The organism is Nocardioides litoris, assembly GCF_006346315.1.
Taxonomy (GTDB): Bacteria; Actinomycetota; Actinomycetes; order Propionibacteriales; family Nocardioidaceae; genus Nocardioides; species Nocardioides litoris.
Window position 1 is genome coordinate 98,410 of record NZ_VDMR01000010.1, and the last position, 20,575, is coordinate 118,984.

Below are 20,575 nucleotides of genomic sequence, written 5' to 3' on the forward strand. Positions count from 1 at the left end.
CCGTGTCCGTCGAGCAGACGATCCAGATGATCAACCAGGCGTGCGACGACATGGTCGACGCCTACGCCACCCTCGCCGAGAGCGCCGCGCCCGCGATGGACGAGCTGACCACGACCATCGGTCGCATCCGGCAGTGGAAGTACGTCAGCCGGGTCAACGGCGGGCCCCCGATGACCGAGTACCGCGACACCCAGTACAACGGCTGGGAGAAGGCCGTCATGTGGTTCGGCGGGATGTCGTGGACCGAGGAGGAGGTGCCGCACCCGCGCGCCGACGAGGCGCGGGCTCGGGTGCAGGAGCTCCTGGGCGTGGCCAACGCCAACGACGCCCAGTTCGAGCTCGACATGGACGACATCGCCCAGACGCCGCGGGTGCTGGGCCAGCTGCTGGGCGGCTGGCTCACGATCCGCGACACCTTCACCCAGCAGGTCGCGCAGGGCATCCCCTCCGACGTCGCCTACATCCCGACCTCCGGCAGCATCGCCGGCTGGTCGAGCCCGTCCGCTGCTGCGGCGTACGCCACCGTCGTCGGGTCGCAGAACAGCGCCGCCGACACCGCCGTCGACGTGATGAGCGGCCTGCTCGACAACGCCGCCGCGTTCCTGGCCAGCCTGCAGGAGAGCCTGGCCGGGTTCGCCGCCCTCACCCTCGACCTCGACCGCTACTACAGCGACCTGGTCAGCAAGGGCGCCGGCATCGTGACCGGCATGGAGAAGCCGTCGTTCGGGCTGGTCAGCGACGCCATCGACCTGGGCTTCACCGCGGTCAACGGCCTGAAGGAGCAGGAGGTCAGCACCGCCCAGACGTTCGGCTCGATGCTCAACAGCACCATCCAGGCGCTCCTGCAGATCGAGACCCTGAGCAACGAGATCAACGGCATGGGGGAGACCTCCGGCGAGAACGGCTGGCCGGCCCCGATCGCGGTGACCTACACCGACGAGGGCGACCCGACCGACGCCCAGCTCGTCACCCACGCGCAGTACTTCCTCGACCACGCTGCCTTCTGGGACGACATGTCCTCGACCCTCAGCACGTTGAGCACCCAGGCCGGCGGCACGGTGGAGCTGCCCGTGATGTACACCCGCGTGCCGACGTTCTCCGCCGACCAGTCGATCGCGCTCAACGGCCTCAGCAACCGGCTCGAGACCGACGTGCTGCGCCGCGGGTCGACCCAGACCGCGGCCATCAGCACCAAGCTGCGCCAGGTCATGGAGACCTACCTGCAGCAGGAGGCCGCGAACGCCGAGCAGATCCGCCAGGTCAAGGAGCGCATCGGCGCCTGAGCCGGGCGCAAACGCATTTGTGAGTGAGTGCTCACTCACTTACGCTCGTCGGCATGAGCCCACGAGCGCGCGCGATGGCGCCCGAGGACCGGCGCGAGGCGCTGGTCGACACCACGCTCCGGCTGATGCGCGAGCACGGCCGGCAGGTCACGACGCGGCAGATCGCCGAGGCCGCAGGCGTGGCCGAGGGGACGATCTTCCGGGTCGTGGAGTCCAAGGACGAGCTGGTCGACGCGGCCATCGCCCGCGCCTTCCAGCCCGGCGACCTCGTACGACGCCTCGAGGAGGTCGACCGCACCCTGCCGCTCGAGCGGCGGCTGGTCATGGTCACCTCGATCCTGCAGCAGCGGTTCCGCGCGACGTTCGCGCTGATGGCGAAGGTCGGGCTGGTGCGCCCGCCCGACCACCTCCACGACAGCGCCGAGGCAGACGCCTGGCGGGCCCGGCTCGCCGGGCTGCTCACCGACGTCATCGGCGACGACGCCGACCGGTTCGCCGGCGGGGTCGACCACGCCGTCCACGTGCTCCGGCTGCTCACCTTCGCCGGCAGCCACCAGCACGTCGCCGACGACCGGCTGCTCACGCCCGAGCAGATCGTCGACACCGTCCTGCACGGCCTGCTCGACCGCGACGACCGCGACGACCGGGACGAGGTGGCCTGATGCTGCTCCGCCTCCTGCGCGAGCGCCTCCCGGCGTACCGGTCCTGGTTGCTGGCCGTCGTCGGCCTGCAGCTGGTCAGCGTCGTCGCGATGCTCTACCTGCCCAGCCTCAACGCGCGCATCATCGACGACGGCATCGCCACCGGCGACACCGGCGAGATCGTCCGCCTCGGCGCGATCATGCTCGGCGTCTCGGTCCTGCAGATCGCGGGCTCCGTCGGCGCCGCCTGGTACGGCGCCCGCACGGCCATGGCGTTCGGGCGCGACCTGCGCGGCGAGGTCTTCGCACGCGTCGGCACGTTCTCGGCCCGCGAGCTCAACCAGCTCGGTGCGCCCTCGCTCATCACCCGCGGCACCAACGACGTCACCCAGGTGCAGATGCTGGTGCTGATGACCTGCCTGATCGCCGCGTCCGCGCCGATCATGATGGTCGGCGGCGTCGTGATGGCGCTGCGCGAGGACGTCGGCCTCGGGTGGATCCTCGCCGTCGTCGTGCCGGCGCTGTTCCTCTCCGTCGGGTTCGTCATCAGCCGGATGGTGCCGAGCTTCCGGCTCATGCAGGGCCGCATCGACGAGGTCAACCGGGTGCTGCGCGAGCAGATCACAGGCATCCGCGTGGTGCGGGCGTTCGTGCGCGAGCCCCACGAGCGCGAGCGGTTCGGCCGCGCCAACGACGACCTCACCGAGGTCGCCACCCGCGCCGGCCGCTGGATGGCCACGATGTTCCCGCTGGTGATGCTCGTGGTCAACGTTGCCAGCGTCGGTGTCGTCTGGTTCGGCGGCCACCGCGTCGACAGCGGCGAGATGGGCGTGGGCGCGCTGACGGCGTTCCTGAGCTACCTGATGCAGATCCTGATGTCGATCATGATGGGCACGTTCATGCTGATGCAGGTGCCTCGCTCCGCGGTGTGCGCCGACCGCATCATCGAGGTGCTCGACACCGAGTCCTCCGTCGTCCCGCCGGCCGAGCCCGTCCCCCCCGACCCGGCCCGCCGCGGCGAGCTCGACCTCGAGGGCGTCACCTTCAGCTACCCCGGCGCCGAGGCCCCCGTCCTCAGCGACGTCACCCTCCGCGCCCGACCCGGCCGCACGCTCGCGGTCATCGGGTCCACCGGCTCGGGCAAGACCACCCTGGTCAACCTCGTGCCGCGGCTCTTCGACGCCACCGGGGGCACCGTCCGGGTCGCCGGCGTCGACGTGCGCGACCTCGACCCGCAGGTGCTGTGGGGGCAGATCGGCCTCGTGCCGCAGAAGGGCTACCTGTTCACCGGCACCGTCGGCGACAACCTGCGCCACGGCCGCGCCGACGCCACCGACGAGGAGCTGTGGGCCGCGCTCGAGGTCGCGCAGGGCCGCGACTTCGTCGAGGCGCTGCCCGAGGGCCTCGACGCCCCGGTCGCCCAGGGCGGCACCAACTTCAGCGGCGGCCAGCGGCAGCGGCTGGCCATCGCCCGCGCCGTCGTACGGCGGCCCGGGATCTACCTGTTCGACGACGCGTTCTCCGCCCTCGACCTGGCCACCGACGCCCGGGTGCGCGCGGCGCTGGCCGGGGTGACCACCGACGCCACCGTGGTCGTGATCGCCCAGCGGGTGTCGACCATCCGCGACGCCGAGGAGATCGTCGTGCTCGACGACGGCCGCGTCGTCGGCCACGGCACGCACGAGGAGCTGCTCGAGACCTGCGCGACGTACCAGGAGATCGTCGCCTCCCAGCTGACCGCCGAGGAGGCCGTGGCATGACCGGCATGAGCGAGGGTGCGAAGAAGAAGGAGCACGTGCTCGAGGCCACCGAGCGCATCGAGTCGCCCCAGGGCGGCCCGGGCCGCGGGCCGATGGGCGGGGCCATGGTCGCCCAGAAGGCGATGGACTTCGGTCCGTCGGCCAAGCGGCTGCTGGCCCGGCTCACGCCCGACCGGCTGCCCGTCGTCGCCGTCGTCGTGCTCACCGTCGGCAGCGTCGCGCTGATGTCGGTGGGCCCGCGGGTGCTCGGGCACGCCACCGACCTCGTGTTCAACGGGTTCGTGGGGCGCCAGCTCGCGCCCGGCACCCCCGAGAGCCAGTGGCCCGACGCCGTGCAGGGGCAGGACATCGTGCCGGGCCGGGGCGTCGACTTCGGTGCGGTCGGCGAGGTCCTGCTCGGGGTGCTGGCGATCTACGTCGTCGCCTCGTTGCTGTCGTGGTTGGCCGGCTACGTGCTCAACGGCGTCGTGCAGCGCACCGTGCGACGGATGCGCCAGGACGTCGAGGACAAGATCAACCGGCTGCCGCTGGGGTACTTCGACCGCTCGCCCCGCGGCGAGCTGCTCTCCAGGGTCACCAACGACATCGACAACGTGTCCACGACGCTGCAGCAGACGATGAGCCAGCTGCTGACCTCGCTGCTGACGGTGGTCGGCGTGCTGGCCATGATGCTGTGGATCTCCCCGCTGCTGGCCCTCATCGCCCTGGTCAGCGTGCCGATCTCGCTCGTGGTCACCCGGGCCATCATGAAGCGCTCCCAGGGACAGTTCGTCGCCCAGTGGCGACGTACGGGCACCCTCAACGGCCACATCGAGGAGACCTTCTCCGGGCACGCGCTGGTCAAGGTCCTCGGTCGCCAGGAGGCGGTGCAGACCGAGTTCGACCGGCAGAACGCCGAGCTGTTCGAGGTCAGCTTCAAGGCGCAGTTCATCAGCGGCCTGATCATGCCGGCGATGATGTTCGTGGGGAACCTCAACTACGTCGCGGTCGCCGTCGTCGGCGCGCTCCGGGTGGCCAGCGGGTCGCTCACGCTGGGCGAGGTGCAGGCGTTCGTGCAGTACACGCGGCAGTTCACCCAGCCGCTGACCACGGTCGCCTCGATGGCCAACCTGCTGCAGTCGGGGGTCGCCTCGGCCGAGCGGGTCTTCGAGCTGCTCGACGCCGACGAGGAAGTCGAGGACGCCCCGGCGACCGCCGGGGCCGGCGGGTCGCGGGTCACCCGCGGCGAGGTGGCCTTCGAGCACGTGTCGTTCTCCTACACCGACCGCCCGCTCATCACCGACCTCTCGCTCGTCGCCCGGCCCGGCCAGACGGTCGCCATCGTCGGACCCACCGGCGCCGGCAAGACGACGCTGGTCAACCTGGTCATGCGCTTCTACGAGCTCGACGGCGGCCGGATCACCGTCGACGGCACCGACATCACCGACCTGCCCCGCGCGGAGCTGCGCGGCCGGATCGGCATGGTGCTGCAGGACACCTGGCTCTTCGGCGGCACCATCCGCGACAACATCGCCTACGGCCGCCCCGGCGCGACCGACGAGGAGGTGCGCGCGGCCGCGCGGGCGACGTACGTCGACCGGTTCGTGCACTCCCTGCCCGAGGGCTACGACACGGTGGTCGACGAGGAGGGCTCCAACCTCTCGGCCGGCGAGCGGCAGCTGGTCACCATCGCCCGGGCCTTCCTCACCGACCCGGCGCTGCTGATCCTCGACGAGGCGACCTCCTCGGTCGACACCCGCACCGAGCTGCTGCTGCAGCAGGCGATGGCGGCCCTGCGCAGCGACCGCACCTCGTTCGTCATCGCCCACCGGCTCTCCACGATTCGCGACGCCGACCTGATCCTGGTCATGGAGGACGGCGCGATCGTCGAGCAGGGCACGCACGACGAGCTGTTGGCCGCCGACGGCGCCTACGCCCGGTTGCACCGGGCGCAGTTCGCGGCGGCCGGCGCGGGGGCCGGGGACGGCTAGGCCCGGGCGCCGCCACGCCCGGCGCCGCCGGCGAACCGGGACGCACCGTCGAGCGTCTCGCCCGAGGTCACGGTCGCGAGCCCGAGCCGCCACTCCAGCCGGGTGGCCTCGTCCTCGTCCAGCGACCACTGGTCGATGGCCGAGCGCCGGTCGCTGCGCAGGCAGCGCTGGGGGAGCGCGGCCAGCTCGTGGCCGAGGGCGACCGCGGTGGCCAGGGCCTCGCCGGGCGCGGTGACCCGGTTGACCAGGCCGATCCGCTCGGCCTCGACACCGTCGATCCCGCGGCCGGTGAGGATGAGGTCCATCGCCCGGCTGTGCCCGATGAGCCGCGGCAGCCGGACCGTGCCGAGGTCGATCAGCGGCACCCCGAAGCGCCGGCAGAACACCCCGAACGTCGCGTCGCTCGCCGCCACCCGCAGGTCGGCCCACAGCGCCAGCTCGAGCCCGCCGGCCACGGCGTACCCCTCGACGGCGGCGACGACCGGCTTGGTGGTGCGCAGGCGGGTGGGCCCCATCGGCCCGCGGCCGGTCGCGCCCGCCTCGCCGGGGTCGAGGTCGGCGCGGTCGCCGCCGGCCAGGGCCTGCAGGTCGGCGCCGGCGCAGAAGGTGCCGCCCGCACCGGTGAGCACGACGACGCTCACCGCGTCGTCGGCGTCGGCGGCCTCGACGGCGTCGGCGAGCAGCGCGGCGGTGGTGCTGTCGACGGCGTTGCGCCGCTCGGGCCGGTCGATCGTGACGACCGCGACCGCACCGTCGTGGGTCGTGCGCACCTGTTCGCTCATGGCGAGAGCAAACCACTTGAGCGGTCCCGCGGCCCGGCCTACGCTCGTCGTACACGGGAAAGGAGGTGGTCCGAAGAATGCATTGCTCTAGGACGCGTGAGGTGGCTGCCCGCTAGCAGCCCAGCACCAAGGCGGGGTCCAACGTCCCCGTCGGCTGCTGGCGAATACCCCGCAGTCACCCGAACCGTCGGCGAACCCGGAACCCACGTCCCCGGGGGCGGCCCCTCCACGAGGGGCCACGCCGGCGGTTCGTCCGTTTTGCCGGTCACGCTCGGGCTCACAGACCGCGATAGTCCCTGGCAAGGATCACGGGTCGCTCAGCCTGCACCCGTGATTCTTGCCAGGGACTACCGCCAGCGTGACCCACCTCACGGGTGGTTGCTGCAGGCAACTAATGCGGAATAAGGTTGCCAGCAACAACCTTCTAGTCCGTATGGAGCAAGAACCGATGTCCTCGACCACGCCCGCGGCTCCAGCCGCACCCGCCCCGATGACGCACCGCGAGGTGCTGGAGGCGCTCAGCGGCCTCCTCCTCGCGATGTTCGTCGCGATGCTGTCCAGCACCGTCGTGACCAACGCCCTCCCGCGCATCGTGACCGACCTCGAGGGGTCGCAGTCCGGGTACACGTGGGTGGTCGTGGCGACGCTGCTGGCCATGACCGCCACCACGCCGCTGTGGGGCAAGCTCGCCGACCTGATGAGCAAGAAGCTGCTCGTCCAGGCGGCCCTGGTCATCTACACCGCCGGCTCGCTCGTGGCGGCGTTCGCGCCCAGCATGGGCGTCCTCATCGGCGGTCGCGTCATCCAGGGCCTCGGCGTCGGCGGTCTCACCGCGCTGGTGCAGGTGGTCATCGCCTCGATGGTCAGCCCGCGCGAGCGCGGCCGCTACTCCGGCTACATCGGGGCCGTCTTCGCCACCGCGACCGTCTCCGGCCCGCTCATCGGTGGCCTGGTCGTCGACAGCCCGCTGGGCTGGCGCGGATGCTTCTTCGTCGGCCTGCCGTTCGCCGTGGCCGCCTTCGTCGTGCTCCAGCGTCGCCTCCACCTGCCCGTCGTCAAGCGCGACGACGTCTCCATCGACTACCTCGGCGCCACCCTCATCGTCGGCGGCGTCAGCCTGCTGCTCATCTGGGTCTCGCTCGCCGGCGCGCAGTTCGACTGGGTCTCCACCACCTCCGCGCTCCTGGTGGTCGGCGGGCTCCTGGTCATCGCGGCCGCGGTGTACGTCGAGGCGCGGGTCGCCCGCGAGCCCGTCATCCCGCTCCGGCTCTTCCGCGACCGCACCACCGCGCTGGCCACGACCGCCTCGATCATGATCGGCGTCGCCATGTTCGGCTCGACGGTCTACCTCAGCCAGTACTTCCAGCTCGCCCGCGGCATGAGCCCGACCGAGGCCGGCCTGATGTCGATCTTCATGGTCGGTGGCCTGCTCGTCTCCAGCATCACCAGCGGCCGGATCATCTCCCGCACCGGCGTGTGGAAGCGCTGGCTGGTCGGCGGCCTCGTGCTCGTCGTGGTCGGCTTCGCCCTGCTCGGCACGATCGACGCCGACACCCCGCTGCTCGAGGTGGCCGGGTTCATGGCCCTGGTCGGCATCGGCCTCGGCGCCACCATGCAGAACCTCGTGCTCGCCGTGCAGAACGTCACCGCCCTGTCCGACATGGGTGCTGCCAGCTCCACCGTGGCCTTCTTCCGCTCCCTCGGCGGCTCGATCGGCGTGAGCGTGCTGGGGGCCCTGCTCTCGCACCAGGTGGCCGACTCCGTCGCCGAGGGCGGTGCCCGCCTGGCGGCCGACGGCGTGGCCCCGCCGGCCCAGCAGCACCAGACCAGCGCGATCCCGGACCTCTCGGCCCTGCCCGGCCCCTGGCGCGACCTCTACGAGCACGCCTTCGGCACCGCGATCGGCCACATCTTCCTCGTCGCCGTCCCGTTTGCGATCCTGGCCCTCGTGAGCGTGCTGTTCATCAAGGAGACCCCGTTGCGGACGTCGGTCGGCGACCCGGTCAAGGACGCGATCGAGGGTCGTGGGGCCACGACCCCGGTCCCGGCCGACAAGGAGCGCTGAGCCCGTCATGGTCCGAGTCGAGACCCTCCGCGAGCTCGAGCACGAGGTCGCGGTCCTCATCCGCCGGGTCCGCCGGGTCATCGGCGAGCGGGCCCGGGCGGTCCACCCCGACCTGCAGCCGCCGTCGTACCTGATCCTGGCCATGGTGGCCGAGGAGGGCCCGCTGCGCGCCTCGGTGCTCTCGGAGACCTTCGACATCGACAAGGGGGCGATCAGCCGCCAGGTCAAGCACCTGCTCGACCTGGGGCTGCTCGTCGCCGACAAGGACCCCTCCGACGCGCGCGCCTCGCTGCTCAGCGCGACCGACGAGGCCCGCAGCCGCCTGGCCGACGTCGTCGAGCACCGGCGCAAGTACCTCGACGAGCGGCTCGCCGACTGGTCCGACGCCGACCTGACGACGTTCGTGGCCGAGCTCAGCCGCTACAACGCCTCGCTCGACCGCACCGACCAGGGCGCGCCCTAGCCCCGCAGCCAGACCGCCGTGTCCGGCGGCAGCGTGTCGGTCACCTGCCCGCTCGCGACGACCACCCGGGTGTCGTCGCCGGCGGGCAGCGGCACGTCGGTGGTGCCGCAGTTGACCAGGACGACCAGGCCGTCGCGCTCGAGGCGCAGCACGTCGCCCTCGACGGACACCTCCACCGCGTCGGCCGTCGGGAGGGCGCGCCGGGCGGCCAGCGCGGCGCGGTACAGCTCGAGCGTCGAGCCGTCGTCGCCGGTCTGGGCCTCGACGGTCAGGCCGGCCCAGTCGGCGGGCTGCGGGATCCAGGGCTGCTCCCCGCCCGGCCCGAAGCCGTACGGCGGCGCGTCGCCCGACCACGGGATCGGCACCCGGCACCCGTCGCGGCCCACCTCGCCGGTGCGGAACCAGGACGGGTCCTGCCGGTCCTCGGGCGCCACGTCGACCTGCTCCAGGCCGAGCTCCTCGCCCTGGTAGAGGTACGACGACCCGGGCAGCGCGAGCATGGCCAGCGTCGCCGCGCGGGCCCGGGCCAGGCCCACCAGCCCGCCGCCGTACCGGGTGGGGTGGCGGATCACGTCGTGGTTGCTCAGGACCCAGGTCGGCGAGGCGCCGACGGGGGCGAGGGCGGCGAAGGTGCCGGTGACGACGTCGGCGAAGGCCTCGGCCGACCACGGCGCGAGCAGCCAGGCGAAGTTGAAGGCCTGCTGCATCTCGTCGGGCCGCACGTAGCGGGCCATCGACTCGGGGGTGCGGGTCCAGGCCTCGGCGACGTCCATGCGGTCGCCGGGGTAGTCGGCGAGGACGCGGTGCCAGCGGCGGTAGACCTCGTGCACCTCGGGCTGGTCCCACATGGGCTCGTCGACCTCGGTGCGCTCGACCATCGAGGTCTCGGGCGGGGAGTCGGGACCGGGCGGCGGCACCACGCGCTCCTGGTCGCGCAGCGACTCCTCCTTGAACAGGCCGTGGGCCACGTCGACCCGGAACCCGTCGACGCCGCGGTCGAGCCAGAAGCGCAGCACGTCCTCGAACATGTCGCCGACCTCGGGGTTGCGCCAGTCGAGGTCGGGCTGGGTGGAGTCGAACAGGTGGAGGTACCACTGGCCGTCGTCGACCCGGGTCCAGGCCGGCCCGCCGAAGACCGACTGCCAGTTGTTGGGCGGTTCGTCGCCGCCCTGGCCGCGGCCCTCGCGGAACAGGTAGCGCGCCCGCTCGGGGCCGCCCGGGCCCGCCGCGAGCGCGGCGCGGAACCAGGCGTGCTCGTCGGAGGTGTGGTTGGGCACGAGGTCGACGACGACCTTGAGGCCGTGCTCGTGGGCGCCCGCGACCAGGGCGTCGGCGTCGTCGAGGGTGCCGAAGAGCCGCTCCACGTCGCGGTAGTCGGCCACGTCGTACCCGTGGTCGTGCTGGGGCGAGGTGTAGAAGGGCGTCAGCCACAGGGCGTCGACGCCGAGGTCGCGCAGGTAGGGCAGCCGGCTGGTGATGCCGGGCAGGTCGCCGATGCCGGCGCCGCCGCCGCGGGTGCCGGAGGAGGCGAAGCTGCGGGGGTAGACCTGGTAGACGACGGCGTCGCGCCACCAGGGGCGGTGCTCGTCGGTCGGCGGGGTCTCGGTCATGCGAAGTCCTTCGGGTCGACGGCGAACCAGGTGTGCTCGGCGGCGCCGAGCAGCCGGCCGCTCTCGGTGTAGAGGGCGGTGGCGGTGTGCGTACGGCGCCCGTCGGTGCCGCGGGCCTCGCCGACGACGACGAGCCGCTCGCCCGCCCGGGGCAGGTCGTGCACGTGGGCCACGATGCGGCCCAGCACCATCAGACGCTCCTCCAGGTCGCCCGCCCAGCCGCCCGCGCAGTCGAGCGCCGCCCACGTGGTCGGCAGGTCGGTGTCCGCGGCGGTGGCGGGGGTCCAGGTCGCGGCCACCCGCGCCCGGCCGTCGGCGGTGTCGTCGACGCGGCCCGGGAAGATCCGCAGCCCGTCACCCTCGGCCCGCCCGGTGCCGCACACGAAGCAGCCCGGGAACGGGTGCGAGCGCAGCCCGGCGTACGACGCCTCGGCGGCCGCGGCCGTGGCGGCGTCGACCGGCGCTGGCGCGGTGACCTCGGCGCCCGGCTCGGCGACGGCGACGAGCACGTCGCCGTGGGTCATCGTGGCGGTGCCGCCGTCGACCTCGACGGTCATCGGCGTCTCGAGCGGGGGAGGGGTGCGCAGGGTGACCCGGACCGGCCCGCGGCCGACGTGGGCCGCCAGGGCCCCGGCGACCCATCCGCCGTTGCCGGACGAGGGAGGCCCGTTGAAGCGGGACGGGACGGTGACGGGAGCGGGCACCGCGCCACGCTATCCGGGGGCGCCGGGGCCCCCGGAGCCGCCGGAGCCGCCGGAGCTGCTCAGCGGATGGCGGCGTACCGGTCGAGGGCTTCTTGCCGCTCGGCCTTGTGGTCGACGATCGGCGCGGGGTAGCCGGCGGCCTCGCGGTCCTCGGCGCTGGGCTCGTGCGGGTCCTCGGCGTCGGCGAGCTCGGGGACCCACTCCAGGACGTAGGCGGCCTTCGGGTCGAACTTGCGGCCCTGGGTGGTGGGGTTGAAGACGCGGAAGTACGGCGCGGCGTCGGTGCCGCTGCCGGCGGTCCACTGCCAGCCGTGGTTGTTGGAGGCGAGGTCGCCGTCGACCAGCCAGTGCAGGAAGTGGCGGGCGCCGTGCTGCCACTCGACGTGCAGGTCCTTGACCAGGAAGCTGGCGGTGATCATCCGGAGCCGGTTGTGCATCCAGCCGGTGTGGCGCAGCTGGCGCATGCCGGCGTCGACGATCGGGAAGCCGGTGCGGCCCTCGCGCCAGGCGTCGAAGCCCTCGCCGGGGTCGTCGTAAGTCATCTTCGCGAACTCGGGGCGGTAGTACTCCCGGGCGGAGTCGGGCCGCTGGTAGAGCACGTCGGCGTAGAACTCGCGCCAAGCGATCTCGTCGCGGTAGGTGTCGACGCCGTTGCCGCGGCGGCGGGCGAGGTCGGCCAGGATCGTGCGCGGGTGGATCTCGCCGTACTTGAGGTGGTGGCTCATCCGCGAGGTGCCCTCGACGCCGGGGTTGTCGCGGCGGTCGGCGTAGTCCTTGGCCTGGTCGGCGAAGTGGTGCCAGGCCTCGGTCGCCGCCTCCTCGCCGGCCTCGGGCAGCTCGAGGTCGTCGGGCAGGTCGACGGTCGGCAGGTCGACGGTCTCCTTCAGGTGCCGCCAGCGGGCGTCGTCGGGCAGCGGGTCGGCCGGGTCGCGCCAGCCGTGCTTCTGCCACGCCCGCTTGAACGGGCTGAAGACCTTGTAGGGCTCGCCGCTGCCGTTCTGGATCCGGTCGGGCGCGACGGCGTACGGCGACCCGGTGCGGACGAGCTCGATGCCCTCGTCCTGGAGGGCCTGCTCGACGTCGAGGTCGCGCTGGTGGCCGTAGGGGCCGTAGTCGGCGGCGACGTGGACCCGCTCGGCGCCGACCTGCTGCGCCGCGCGGACGACCTCGCGGACCGGGTCGCCGCGCACGACCGAGACCGGGACGTCGCGGCGCAGGGCCTGCAGGGAGGAGACGAGGTAGGCCTGCCGGGACGGTCCGCTGGGGTCCCACAGGCGCGGGTCGAGCACGAACAGCGGCAGCGTCGGGCCGTCCTCGACGGCCGCGAGCAGCGCGGGGTTGTCGGCGGTGCGCAGGTCGCGGCGGAACCACATCACGGACGTCACCGGACCACGGTGCCAGCCGGGCCCTCCGAGCGTGCCCACCCTGACGTGGGGCTGCAACAATGGCTCGCGTGAGCGACCTGATCGACACCACCGAGATGTATCTGCGGACCATCTACGAGCTGGTCGAGGAAGGCATCGTGCCGCTGCGCGCCCGGATCGCCGAGCGGCTGCACCAGAGCGGCCCCACGGTCTCGCAGACCGTGGCCCGCATGGAGCGCGACGGCCTGCTCACCGTCGAGGGCGACCGCCACCTCGAGCTGACCGACGAGGGCCGGGTGCTGGCCACCCGCGTCATGCGCAAGCACCGCCTCGCCGAGCGCCTGCTCACCGACGTGATCGGCCTCGAGTGGGAGCTGGTGCACGAGGAGGCCTGCCGCTGGGAGCACGTCATCTCCGAGACCGTCGAGCGCCGCCTGCTCGAGCTGCTCGACCACCCCACCGAGTCGCCCTACGGCAACCCGATCCCCGGCCTCGACGAGCTCGGCCAGAGCGCCATCGGCGAGGAGTTCATGGAGGGCGTCGAGGCGCTGTCCGACGCCGCGTCCGACGTCGAGGGCCGGGTGCTGGTGCGCCGCATCTCCGAGGAGATGCAGAAGGACGAGGTGCTGATGAGCGCCATGCGCCGCGCCGGCGCCCTGCCCGACAAGACCATCACCGTCGTCCGCACCGAGGAGGGCGTCCTCGTCGGCTCCGGCGGCGAGACCGCCGAGATCGTTCCCGAGGCGGCCGAGCACATCTTCGTGCGGCGGTTGTGACCGGTGGGGCTGGTGGAGCTGGACGGTTCTGGCAGATTCTCCGGTTAACTGGAGGATCTCCCACTCCTGGTGGGAAGTTCCGTCGCAGGAGTGGCAGTTTCTCCGCTTAACCGGAGGTTTTGCCGACCGGGGCGAGTCCCCGCCGCCCGACGAGCGCCGACAGGAACTCCGAGCACCCCGCCTCGACCTTGTACGTCGCGTGGTCGTCGCCGCGGGTGGTGCCGCGGTTGACGATGACGACGGGCACGCCGAGCTTGGCCGCGTGCCGGACGAACCGGAACCCCGACATCACGGTCAGCGACGATCCCGCGACCAGCAGGGCGCCGTCGTCGGGGCCGAGCGCGTCGACGGCGGCGTAGCAGCGCTCGACGCGGGGCTTGGGGACGTTCTCGCCGAAGAACACGACGTCGGGCTTGAGGATGCCGCCGCACGCCTCGCACGCGGGCACGACGAACCCGGCGGTCTCCTCGAGGTCGACGTCGCCGTCGGGCCGCACCGCGACCGACGCGTGCCGGGCCGCCCACCCGGGGTTGAGCTCCTCGAGCCGGGCCTGCAGGGCCGCGCGCGACGACGTACGACGGCAGCCGAGGCACACGACGTCGGCGATGCGTCCGTGCAGGGCGATCATCGGGTCGGCGCCGGACTCCTCGTGGAGGCCGTCGACGTTCTGGGTGATGAGCAGCTCGGCGCCCAGGGCGGCGCAGGCGCGGTGGCCGGCGTTGGGCTCGGCGCGGCGCATCCGGCCCCAGCCGAGGTGGGAGCGGGCCCAGTAGCGCTGCTGGGCCTCGGGACCGGAGACGAGCTCCTGGTAGGTCATCGGGGTGCGGGCGGGCGAGCCCGGGCCGCGGTAGTCGGGGATGCCGGAGTCGGTGGACAGGCCGGCGCCGGTGAGCAGCACCAGCCGCCGGTCGGCCAGCAGGTCGAGGGCCGCGAGCACGCTCACGCGCCGTAGCGGAGCCGGGCCCGGGCGCGGGCCTTCTCGGCCTCGACCTCGCGGTTCTTGGGCGGGGCGGTGGTCACGAGGTCGTCGAGCAGGTGGCGGGTGAGGTGCGCGATCTCGCGGACGGCCTGGTCGAACGCCGCCTCGTTGGCCGCCGACGGCTTGGTCGTCCCGGCCACCTTGCGCACGAACTGCAGCGCGGCGGCGTGCACCTCGTCGTCGGTCGCCGGCGGCTCGAAGTTGTTGAGCGGTCGGATGTTGCGGCACATGCCTCCAGGCTACGTCGCTGCGGCCGCGTGACCCGGCGCCCAGCCGGAGCTCAGTCCATCGCGAAGAACTCCACGTCCTCGCCCGTGACCAGCGCGACCTTGCCGTCCGGGAGGGGCAGCGTGCGCACCTCGGCGACGTCGCTGCCCCGCTCGACCTCGGTGTCGGTGACGGTGAGCCGGCCGCCCGCGACCACGATCCGCGAGAGGTAGCCGGTGCGGCCCTCCTGCCAGACGGTGAGCACGGTCCGCTCGGCGGGCAGCCAGGTCAGCTGGCGCGGGTCGACGCCGGCCAGGGCCTGGGTCCACCGGCCGTAGCCGTGGACGTCGAGCCGCCGGGGCGCGGTGAGGTCGGTGACGTCGAACAGGCCCACCTGGGCGCCGCCGCGGCCGTCGTCGCCGACGCCCAGGACGCGCATCGACCCCAGGGGGTGCAGGTAGGAGGAGAAGCCGGGGATCTTGAGCTCCCCGAGGAGCCGCGGCGCGGCGGGGTCGGTGAGGTCGACGGCGTACAACGGGTCGACCTGGCGGTAGGTCACCAGCAGGGCGAGGCCGTCGAACCACCGCACCGACTGGATCTGCTCGCCCACCCCGAGCCCGTCGACCCGGCCGACCTCGACGAGGCGGTCGCCGTCGGCGCGGAGCGTGACGACGGCGTTCTCGTCGGCGGTCTCGCTCGACGGTCCGACCGCGAGCCGCAGCACGCCGTCGGCCTCGTCCATCGACCACCGGTCGCGGACGCTGCCCTCGACCTCGCCCGCGCCGACGTACGTCGCGCCCGTGCCGTCGAGGGCGAAGTCGTAGACGTGCGTGGTGCCGCTGTCGGCCCGGCCGGGCTCGACCGGGCCGGACGTGCGGGTGGAGCACTCCCAGCAGTCGGACCCGTCGCCGGAGGAGGCGAGGTAGAGGTGGTCGGCCGACTCGTAGGTCAGCGGGGCGTCGCCGGCCAGCCCGAGCGCGTCGGTCGTGCCGGGGTCGTCGGCGCCGAACCCCACCACCGCCATCGTGGCCAGGCCGAGGTCGGCCCGCGGGACCGCCACCCGGTCGCAGGAGAGCAGGTCGGTCGGCTCGCCTCCGTCGACGGTGACGCGGGGCAGCCAGTCGTCGATCGTGGTCCCCTCGACCAGGCGCCGGTTGTCGACGAGGGCGGCGTCGTCGCGGGGGCCGGTGAAGTCGAGGTCGGGCAGCCCCTTCGACAGCACCAGGCGCACGTCGTCGCCGTGCTGGCGGGCGGCCACCAGCGAGGCGTCGTAGTCGACGGTGTGCTCCAGCCGGGGAGCCGTCGGGTCGGACAGGTCGATGGTGAGCACCCGGATCTGCGGCGAGGCCGGCTCGCCGGGGTCCGGCGGGGTGCCGTCGTCACCGACCGCGACCACCCGGTCACCCGTCAGCAGGATCTCGCCGTCGTGCAGGTCGCCCAGGTCCAGGCGCCCGAGCTCGCTCACCCCGGCCGACTCCGCCCCCGACACGTCGTACGTCGTCAGCTCGGCGCCCCGCAGCCGCACCAGCACCTCGCCGTCGGTCTTGACGCTGTCGGGCTCGTCGACCCCCGCCTCCTGGACGTTGGTGCCCGTCGCCGACGACTCCGCGCGGGTGGTGGCCGGCGCCGCGGACTGCTCGGCCGCCGCCCGGGGCAGCACCGGGACGGCGCCGTCGAGGGAGTCGACCGTGGCGCCTGCGTCGAGGTCGACGGGCCACGGCGGGCGAGCCCACCCGTCCTCGCTCACCAGGTCGAGGCCGCGGTCGACGTAGTGCTGGAGCAGGTCGTCGCACGAGTCGGGGGCCTGCAGCTCGCCGAAGAACGCGACCGGGGTGGCGTCGCCGCCGCCCGCGCCCGGCCCGGCGGGCCCGCCCGGGGTGCCGGGGGAGCGGTCGGCCACGACGCCCCCGAGCACGAACGCCGCGGCCAGCCCGCCCAGCCCGCCCAGCGCGCCCACGGTCACCAGCGACCGGCGCAGCCGCCGCTCGGGCGACCGGCGGGGCGTCGTACGACCGGACGAGCGGCGCGCCTCGTGCAGGATCGCGTCGACGGGGGCGGGTCCGACGGGCAGGTCGTGCCAGTGCTTCTCGAGGTCGGTCATCGGGTGCCTCCGGTCTGGTCGGCGGTGTCGGCGGTGTCGGCGGTCTCGGGGGTGGGCCCGGGCCGCAGGTCGGTCAGGTGGTCGTCGGCCGCGAGGCGGGCCAGGGAGCGCGAGAGCCTGCTCTTGACGGTGCCGGCGGGCAGGCCGAGCGCCTCGGCGGTCTCGCGCTCGGACAGCCCGGCGAAGTACCGCAGCACCACGACGTCGCGGTGCGGCGGGGACAGCCCGGCCAGCGCGCGGTGCACGGCGTCGGCGGTGGCGAGGTCGTCTGCGGCGTCGCGGGTGGGCTCGGTCGGCTCGGGCAGCACCTCCGCGGGGCGCTCGCCCCACCAGCGGCGCCGCTTGCTGTCGCGCAGGCAGTTGAGCAGCACCCGGTAGACGTAGGCGGCCCGGTTGTCGGCCGCGACCACGCTCGGCCACGCGGTCCAGCAGCGCACGAGCGCGGTCTGGGCGACGTCCTCGGCCTCGTGCAGCGAGCAGCCCAGGAACACCGCGGAGCGCACGAGCCCGCCCCACGCCTCGCGGACGTACGCCGCGTAGTCGGCCTCGTGGTCCATCTCGCTCCTGGTGGTCGGTGCTCGTCCAGGCGTACGACGGGCGAGGGGGTCCACCTGGTTCCACCCGCTCGCGACCGGATCCGCGAGGGTGCCACGATGAGCGCCATGACCGGCGACAGCGACACCGCACGCGACCTCGACCTCGTCCTCTTCGGCGCGACCGGGTTCACCGGCGGGCTGACCGCCGACTACCTCGCCGAGCACGGCCCCGACGGCCTGCGCTGGGCGCTGGCCGGCCGCAACCGGGCCAAGCTGGAGGCCGTCCGCGACCGCCTCGGCCTGCCCGACCTCGAGCTGGTGGTGGTCGACGCCTCCGACCAGGCCGCGCTGGCCGGCGTCGTACGACGCGCCAAGGTGGCCGTCACGACCGTCGGGCCCTACCAGCAGCTCGGCGGGCCGCTCGTCGCCGCGTGCGCCGAGACCGGCACCGACTACGTCGACCTGACCGGCGAGCCGGAGTTCGTCGACACCATGTACGTCCAGCACCACGAGACCGCCGAGGCCAGCGGTGCGCGCCTCGTGCACGCCTGCGGCTTCGACTCCGTGCCCCACGACCTCGGCGTGTACTTCACCGTGAAGGAGCTCGCCGCCGACGGGCCCATCACCGTGCGCGGCGTCGCCCGCAGCAACGGCACCTTCTCCGGCGGCACCTTCCACTCCGCGATCGGCGCCTTCTCCCGCGCCAAGCAGATGGCCGCCGCCGCCAAGGCCCGCCGGCGCGCGCAGCCCAAGCCCGCCGACGGGCGGAGGTCGCGCGCCGTCGCCGGCAAGCCCCACCGCGACTCGACCCTGGGCTACTGGCTCGTCCCGCTGCCCACCATCGACCCGCAGGTCGTCGCCCGCAGCGGCGCCGCGCTGCCGGCGTACGGGCCCGACTTCCGCTACAGCCACTACGCCGGCACCAAGACGCTGCGGTACGCCGCCGGCGGGCTCGTCGGTGCCGGGCTGGTCGGCGTCGTCGCCCAGGTGCCCCCGGCGCGCAGGTTCCTGCTGTCGAAGGTGCCGCAGGGCCAGGGGCCCGACGAGGCGCGGCGGGCGAAGACGTGGTTCACCGTCGACTTCGTGGCCGAGAGCGGCGGCCGCACCCTGCACACCCGTGTCAGCGGCGGCGACCCCGGCTACACCGAGACGGCCAAGATGCTCGCCGAGTCGGCGCTGTGCCTGGCCTTCGACGACAACCCGCCCACGGCGGGCTCCGTCACCACCGCCCAGGCGATGGGAGACAACCTCCTCGCCCGCCTCCGTGGCCAGGGCATCCGCTTCGACGTCGTCGGCTGACCCGTCCCCGCCGGGGGTAGTCCCTGACGAAATGGTCGTGACATCCGCGATCTGACGACCACATCGTCAGGGACTACCCCGGGTAGCGGTCGCGGAGGGCCCTAGCGGCGACGGTCGAGGAAGCGGCGGAGGCCGGGCAGGTCGTCGGTGTTGACGTGGTCGACGCCGGCGGCGAGGAGCTCGGACCACACGGCGTCGCGGGCCGGGCCGGGGGTGTCGGGCGTGGCCCAGAAGCGGACCCGCTGGCCCCGGGCGTGCGCGGTGTCGACGTACGCACGGAGGCGGGCGCGCTCGGCCGCGGGCATCGTGCCGTCGCCGAGCCAGGAGAAGAGCTTGGTCCAGTTCTCGCTCACCAGCGGAGCGACGGCCGCGGGCAGCGGGCCGCCGAGGTCGGTCGAGCGGGCGTCGTACCCGGCGCGGCGGTCGGCCTGGGCGGCCATCGCGGGCAGGTCGCGGTTGCCGCTGATGACCGCGGTGACCGCGCCCGGGGTCGTCGTCGAGGGGGTGGAGCGGGTGAGGAGCCCGGGGTGGTTGCGCAGAGCCCGGTCGACGGCGCGCCACGTGGCCGACGCCTCCGACTTCACGTCGATGAGCAGCTGCAGCGGTCGGTCGCTGCCGGGGAGGACCGAGCCGCGGTTCATCGCCACCCGGGCCGAGAGCGGGGAGAGGTAGAGGCGCTCGAGGGTGCGGCCGGGCTGCACGTCCTCGAGGTCGTGGGCCACGAGCAGCTCGCCGTCGACCAGCCACACGTCGGCCTCGACGCTGGTAAAGCCCTGGTCGAGGGCGTCGAGCAGCGGCCGGTCGTGCTCGTAGTCGTTGTGGGCGTGCGCCTGGGCGAGCGGGCGGGCCTGGCGCGGCACCCGCACCGGCGCCGGCAGCCGGCGGTGCTCCTGGCGCAGCACGGTGCGCAGCCGGTCGGGGTGGTCGGTGATGAGCCCGTCGACGCCGAGGCGCACCAGCCGGCGCATCGTCTCCGGGTCGTCGACGGTCCACGGGACGACCTCGAGGCCCGCGCGGTGGGCGTCGCGGACCATCCGCCGGTCGACGTACGGCGTGTAGTCGGCGTCGCCCACGGCACCGTCCTGCGGGAAGCCGTGCACGGGCGAGATGGCCTCGACGCCCAGCTCGGTCGCCATCGCGACCAGGTCGCCCCCGAAGTCGTCGGCGTCGAGCCCGCCCAGCCACGGCGAGGCGCCGGGCCGGCCGACCTGGAGGAAGTCGTGGTTGGTCAGGGCGATGGTGGGCAGCTGGGGGAAGACCTGCTGCATGCGCCGCAGGACGCCCCAGTCGAAGGACTGGATCGTCACCTGGTCGGCGATGCCGGCCTCGCGGACCTCCTCGGCGACGACCTGCACGAACTGCTCCCGCGGCGCGGTCTCGCTCGGCGCCCCGGCCTCGACCTTGGGCTCCACGTTGAGGTCGACGTCGTCGGCGTCGTAGGCCTGCACCAGGTCGAGGACCTCGCTCAGCAGGGTCATCCGCGATCCCGGCACCGTCTGCTGCTGCGGGTAGCCCGGCTTCTGCACGCTGCCGCAGTCGAGGGTGCGCAGCTGGGCGAGGGAGAGCGTGTTGACGTAGCGACCGACGTAGGGGAACTCGGGGTCGCCGGGCTCCGCCGGTGCGGTGTCGCGGCAGACCTGCGGGTTGGTGCGCCGGTCGTGGGTGACCACGGCCTGGCCGTCCTCGGTGACCTGCACGTCGAGCTCGAGCGTGCTGACGCCGAGCTCGAGCGCCCGGGTGAACCCGGCCAGCGAGCTCTCCGTGGTCAGGCCGAGCCCGCCGCGGTGGGCCTGGACGTCGAAGGCCCGCGGGTGGTGGCGGGGACGGTCGGGCGGCGGGGCGGCTGTGGCCGCTGTGGCCGCGACGAGCGGGAGGGCAGGGGCGAGGAGGGAGAGCGCGACGAGGCCGCGCAGGTTCCGAGAGACCATGACGCCAGCCCAGCGGGCCGAGACGACCAGCGGGCGACCTCCGGCGTACGCGCGGACGAACGGCCCGGTCCACAGTTTTGACGATGCGCCGGCTGGCGGCCGTGGGT

17 protein-coding genes are annotated in these 20,575 nt (G+C 73.6%); 8 read left to right on the forward strand and 9 right to left on the reverse strand.

Annotated elements, in window-relative coordinates; genetic code table 11:
• Positions 1 to 2 precede the first annotated feature (2 nt).
• The 4 genes from FJQ57_RS21510 to FJQ57_RS21525 are packed head-to-tail and all read left to right on the forward strand — an operon-like array spanning position 3 to position 5,654.
• Positions 3 to 1,283: a hypothetical protein gene (locus FJQ57_RS21510; protein ID WP_139984341.1), complete on the forward strand. Its 1,281-nt coding sequence runs from the start codon at positions 3 to 5 to the stop codon at positions 1,281 to 1,283.
• Positions 1,284 to 1,336: 53 nt separating this feature from the next.
• A complete protein-coding gene (locus FJQ57_RS21515) occupies positions 1,337 to 1,945 on the forward strand; it encodes a TetR/AcrR family transcriptional regulator (protein ID WP_139984343.1) in 609 nt (202 codons plus the stop codon).
• Positions 1,945 to 3,684, forward strand: a complete 1,740-nt coding sequence (locus FJQ57_RS21520) for an ABC transporter ATP-binding protein (protein WP_139984345.1) — start codon at positions 1,945 to 1,947, stop codon at positions 3,682 to 3,684. Before FJQ57_RS21515 ends, FJQ57_RS21520 begins: the two co-directional genes overlap by 1 nt.
• Positions 3,681 to 5,654 (forward strand): ABC transporter ATP-binding protein, encoded by a 1,974-nt coding sequence (locus tag FJQ57_RS21525; RefSeq protein WP_139984347.1) that lies wholly within the window; start codon positions 3,681 to 3,683, stop codon positions 5,652 to 5,654. Before FJQ57_RS21520 ends, FJQ57_RS21525 begins: the two co-directional genes overlap by 4 nt.
• On the opposite strand, the gene FJQ57_RS21530 is transcribed toward FJQ57_RS21525, so the two are convergent.
• Complete coding sequence (locus FJQ57_RS21530; protein WP_139984349.1) at positions 5,651 to 6,436, reverse strand: crotonase/enoyl-CoA hydratase family protein; 786 nt, start codon at positions 6,434 to 6,436, stop codon at positions 5,651 to 5,653. The genes FJQ57_RS21525 and FJQ57_RS21530 overlap by 4 nt on opposite strands.
• 490 nt (positions 6,437 to 6,926) lie before the next feature.
• Between FJQ57_RS21530 and FJQ57_RS21535 the strand changes: the two genes are divergently transcribed.
• Positions 6,927 to 8,501: an MDR family MFS transporter gene (locus FJQ57_RS21535; RefSeq protein ID WP_139984350.1), complete on the forward strand. Its 1,575-nt coding sequence runs from the start codon at positions 6,927 to 6,929 to the stop codon at positions 8,499 to 8,501.
• A gap of 7 nt (positions 8,502 to 8,508) precedes the next feature.
• On the forward strand, positions 8,509 to 8,964 hold the full coding sequence (locus FJQ57_RS21540; protein WP_139984352.1) for a MarR family winged helix-turn-helix transcriptional regulator: 456 nt from the start codon (positions 8,509 to 8,511) through the stop codon (positions 8,962 to 8,964).
• Here the strand turns inward: FJQ57_RS21540 and FJQ57_RS21545 are convergent.
• The 3 genes from FJQ57_RS21545 to FJQ57_RS21555 are packed head-to-tail and all read right to left on the reverse strand — an operon-like array spanning position 8,961 to position 12,663.
• Positions 8,961 to 10,574: a glycoside hydrolase family 13 protein gene (locus tag FJQ57_RS21545; RefSeq protein ID WP_139984354.1), complete on the reverse strand. Its 1,614-nt coding sequence runs from the start codon at positions 10,572 to 10,574 to the stop codon at positions 8,961 to 8,963. The two genes, FJQ57_RS21540 and FJQ57_RS21545, sit on opposite strands and share 4 nt — an antisense overlap.
• Positions 10,571 to 11,278 carry a hotdog family protein gene (locus tag FJQ57_RS21550; RefSeq protein ID WP_139984356.1) on the reverse strand — a complete coding sequence of 236 codons (708 nt, stop codon included), beginning with the start codon at positions 11,276 to 11,278 and terminating at the stop codon, positions 10,571 to 10,573. The genes FJQ57_RS21545 and FJQ57_RS21550 overlap by 4 nt, the downstream gene beginning before the upstream one ends.
• A 59-nt stretch (positions 11,279 to 11,337) precedes the next feature.
• Positions 11,338 to 12,663: a cryptochrome/photolyase family protein gene (locus FJQ57_RS21555; protein WP_246081963.1), complete on the reverse strand. Its 1,326-nt coding sequence runs from the start codon at positions 12,661 to 12,663 to the stop codon at positions 11,338 to 11,340.
• A 68-nt stretch (positions 12,664 to 12,731) separates the two neighbouring features.
• Between FJQ57_RS21555 and FJQ57_RS21560 the strand changes: the two genes are divergently transcribed.
• Entirely contained in the window at positions 12,732 to 13,418 is a 687-nt protein-coding gene (locus tag FJQ57_RS21560; protein ID WP_139984358.1) for an iron-dependent transcriptional repressor DtxR, read from the forward strand.
• Positions 13,419 to 13,524: 106 nt separating this feature from the next.
• On the opposite strand, the gene FJQ57_RS21565 is transcribed toward FJQ57_RS21560, so the two are convergent.
• Genes FJQ57_RS21565 through FJQ57_RS21580 form a run of 4 tightly spaced genes read right to left on the reverse strand, consistent with a single transcriptional unit; the run spans position 13,525 to position 17,262 of the window.
• Positions 13,525 to 14,361 (reverse strand): NAD-dependent protein deacetylase, encoded by an 837-nt coding sequence (locus FJQ57_RS21565; protein WP_139984360.1) that lies wholly within the window; start codon positions 14,359 to 14,361, stop codon positions 13,525 to 13,527.
• Positions 14,358 to 14,627: a DUF2277 domain-containing protein gene (locus FJQ57_RS21570; RefSeq protein ID WP_139984362.1), complete on the reverse strand. Its 270-nt coding sequence runs from the start codon at positions 14,625 to 14,627 to the stop codon at positions 14,358 to 14,360. Before FJQ57_RS21570 ends, FJQ57_RS21565 begins: the two co-directional genes overlap by 4 nt.
• A 50-nt stretch (positions 14,628 to 14,677) precedes the next feature.
• A complete protein-coding gene (locus tag FJQ57_RS21575; RefSeq protein WP_139984364.1) occupies positions 14,678 to 16,705 on the reverse strand; it encodes a beta-propeller domain-containing protein in 2,028 nt (675 codons plus the stop codon).
• On the reverse strand, positions 16,702 to 17,262 hold the full coding sequence (locus FJQ57_RS21580; protein ID WP_139984366.1) for a SigE family RNA polymerase sigma factor: 561 nt from the start codon (positions 17,260 to 17,262) through the stop codon (positions 16,702 to 16,704). Before FJQ57_RS21580 ends, FJQ57_RS21575 begins: the two co-directional genes overlap by 4 nt.
• Positions 17,263 to 17,358: 96 nt before the next feature.
• Between FJQ57_RS21580 and FJQ57_RS21585 the strand changes: the two genes are divergently transcribed.
• Positions 17,359 to 18,540, forward strand: coding sequence for a saccharopine dehydrogenase family protein (locus FJQ57_RS21585; protein WP_246081964.1), 1,182 nt, complete (start codon positions 17,359 to 17,361; stop codon positions 18,538 to 18,540).
• Between the two features lie 101 nt (positions 18,541 to 18,641).
• On the opposite strand, the gene FJQ57_RS23095 is transcribed toward FJQ57_RS21585, so the two are convergent.
• Positions 18,642 to 20,468 (reverse strand): glycerophosphodiester phosphodiesterase family protein, encoded by a 1,827-nt coding sequence (locus FJQ57_RS23095; RefSeq protein WP_139984368.1) that lies wholly within the window; start codon positions 20,466 to 20,468, stop codon positions 18,642 to 18,644.
• Between the last annotated feature and the right edge of the window lie 107 nt (positions 20,469 to 20,575).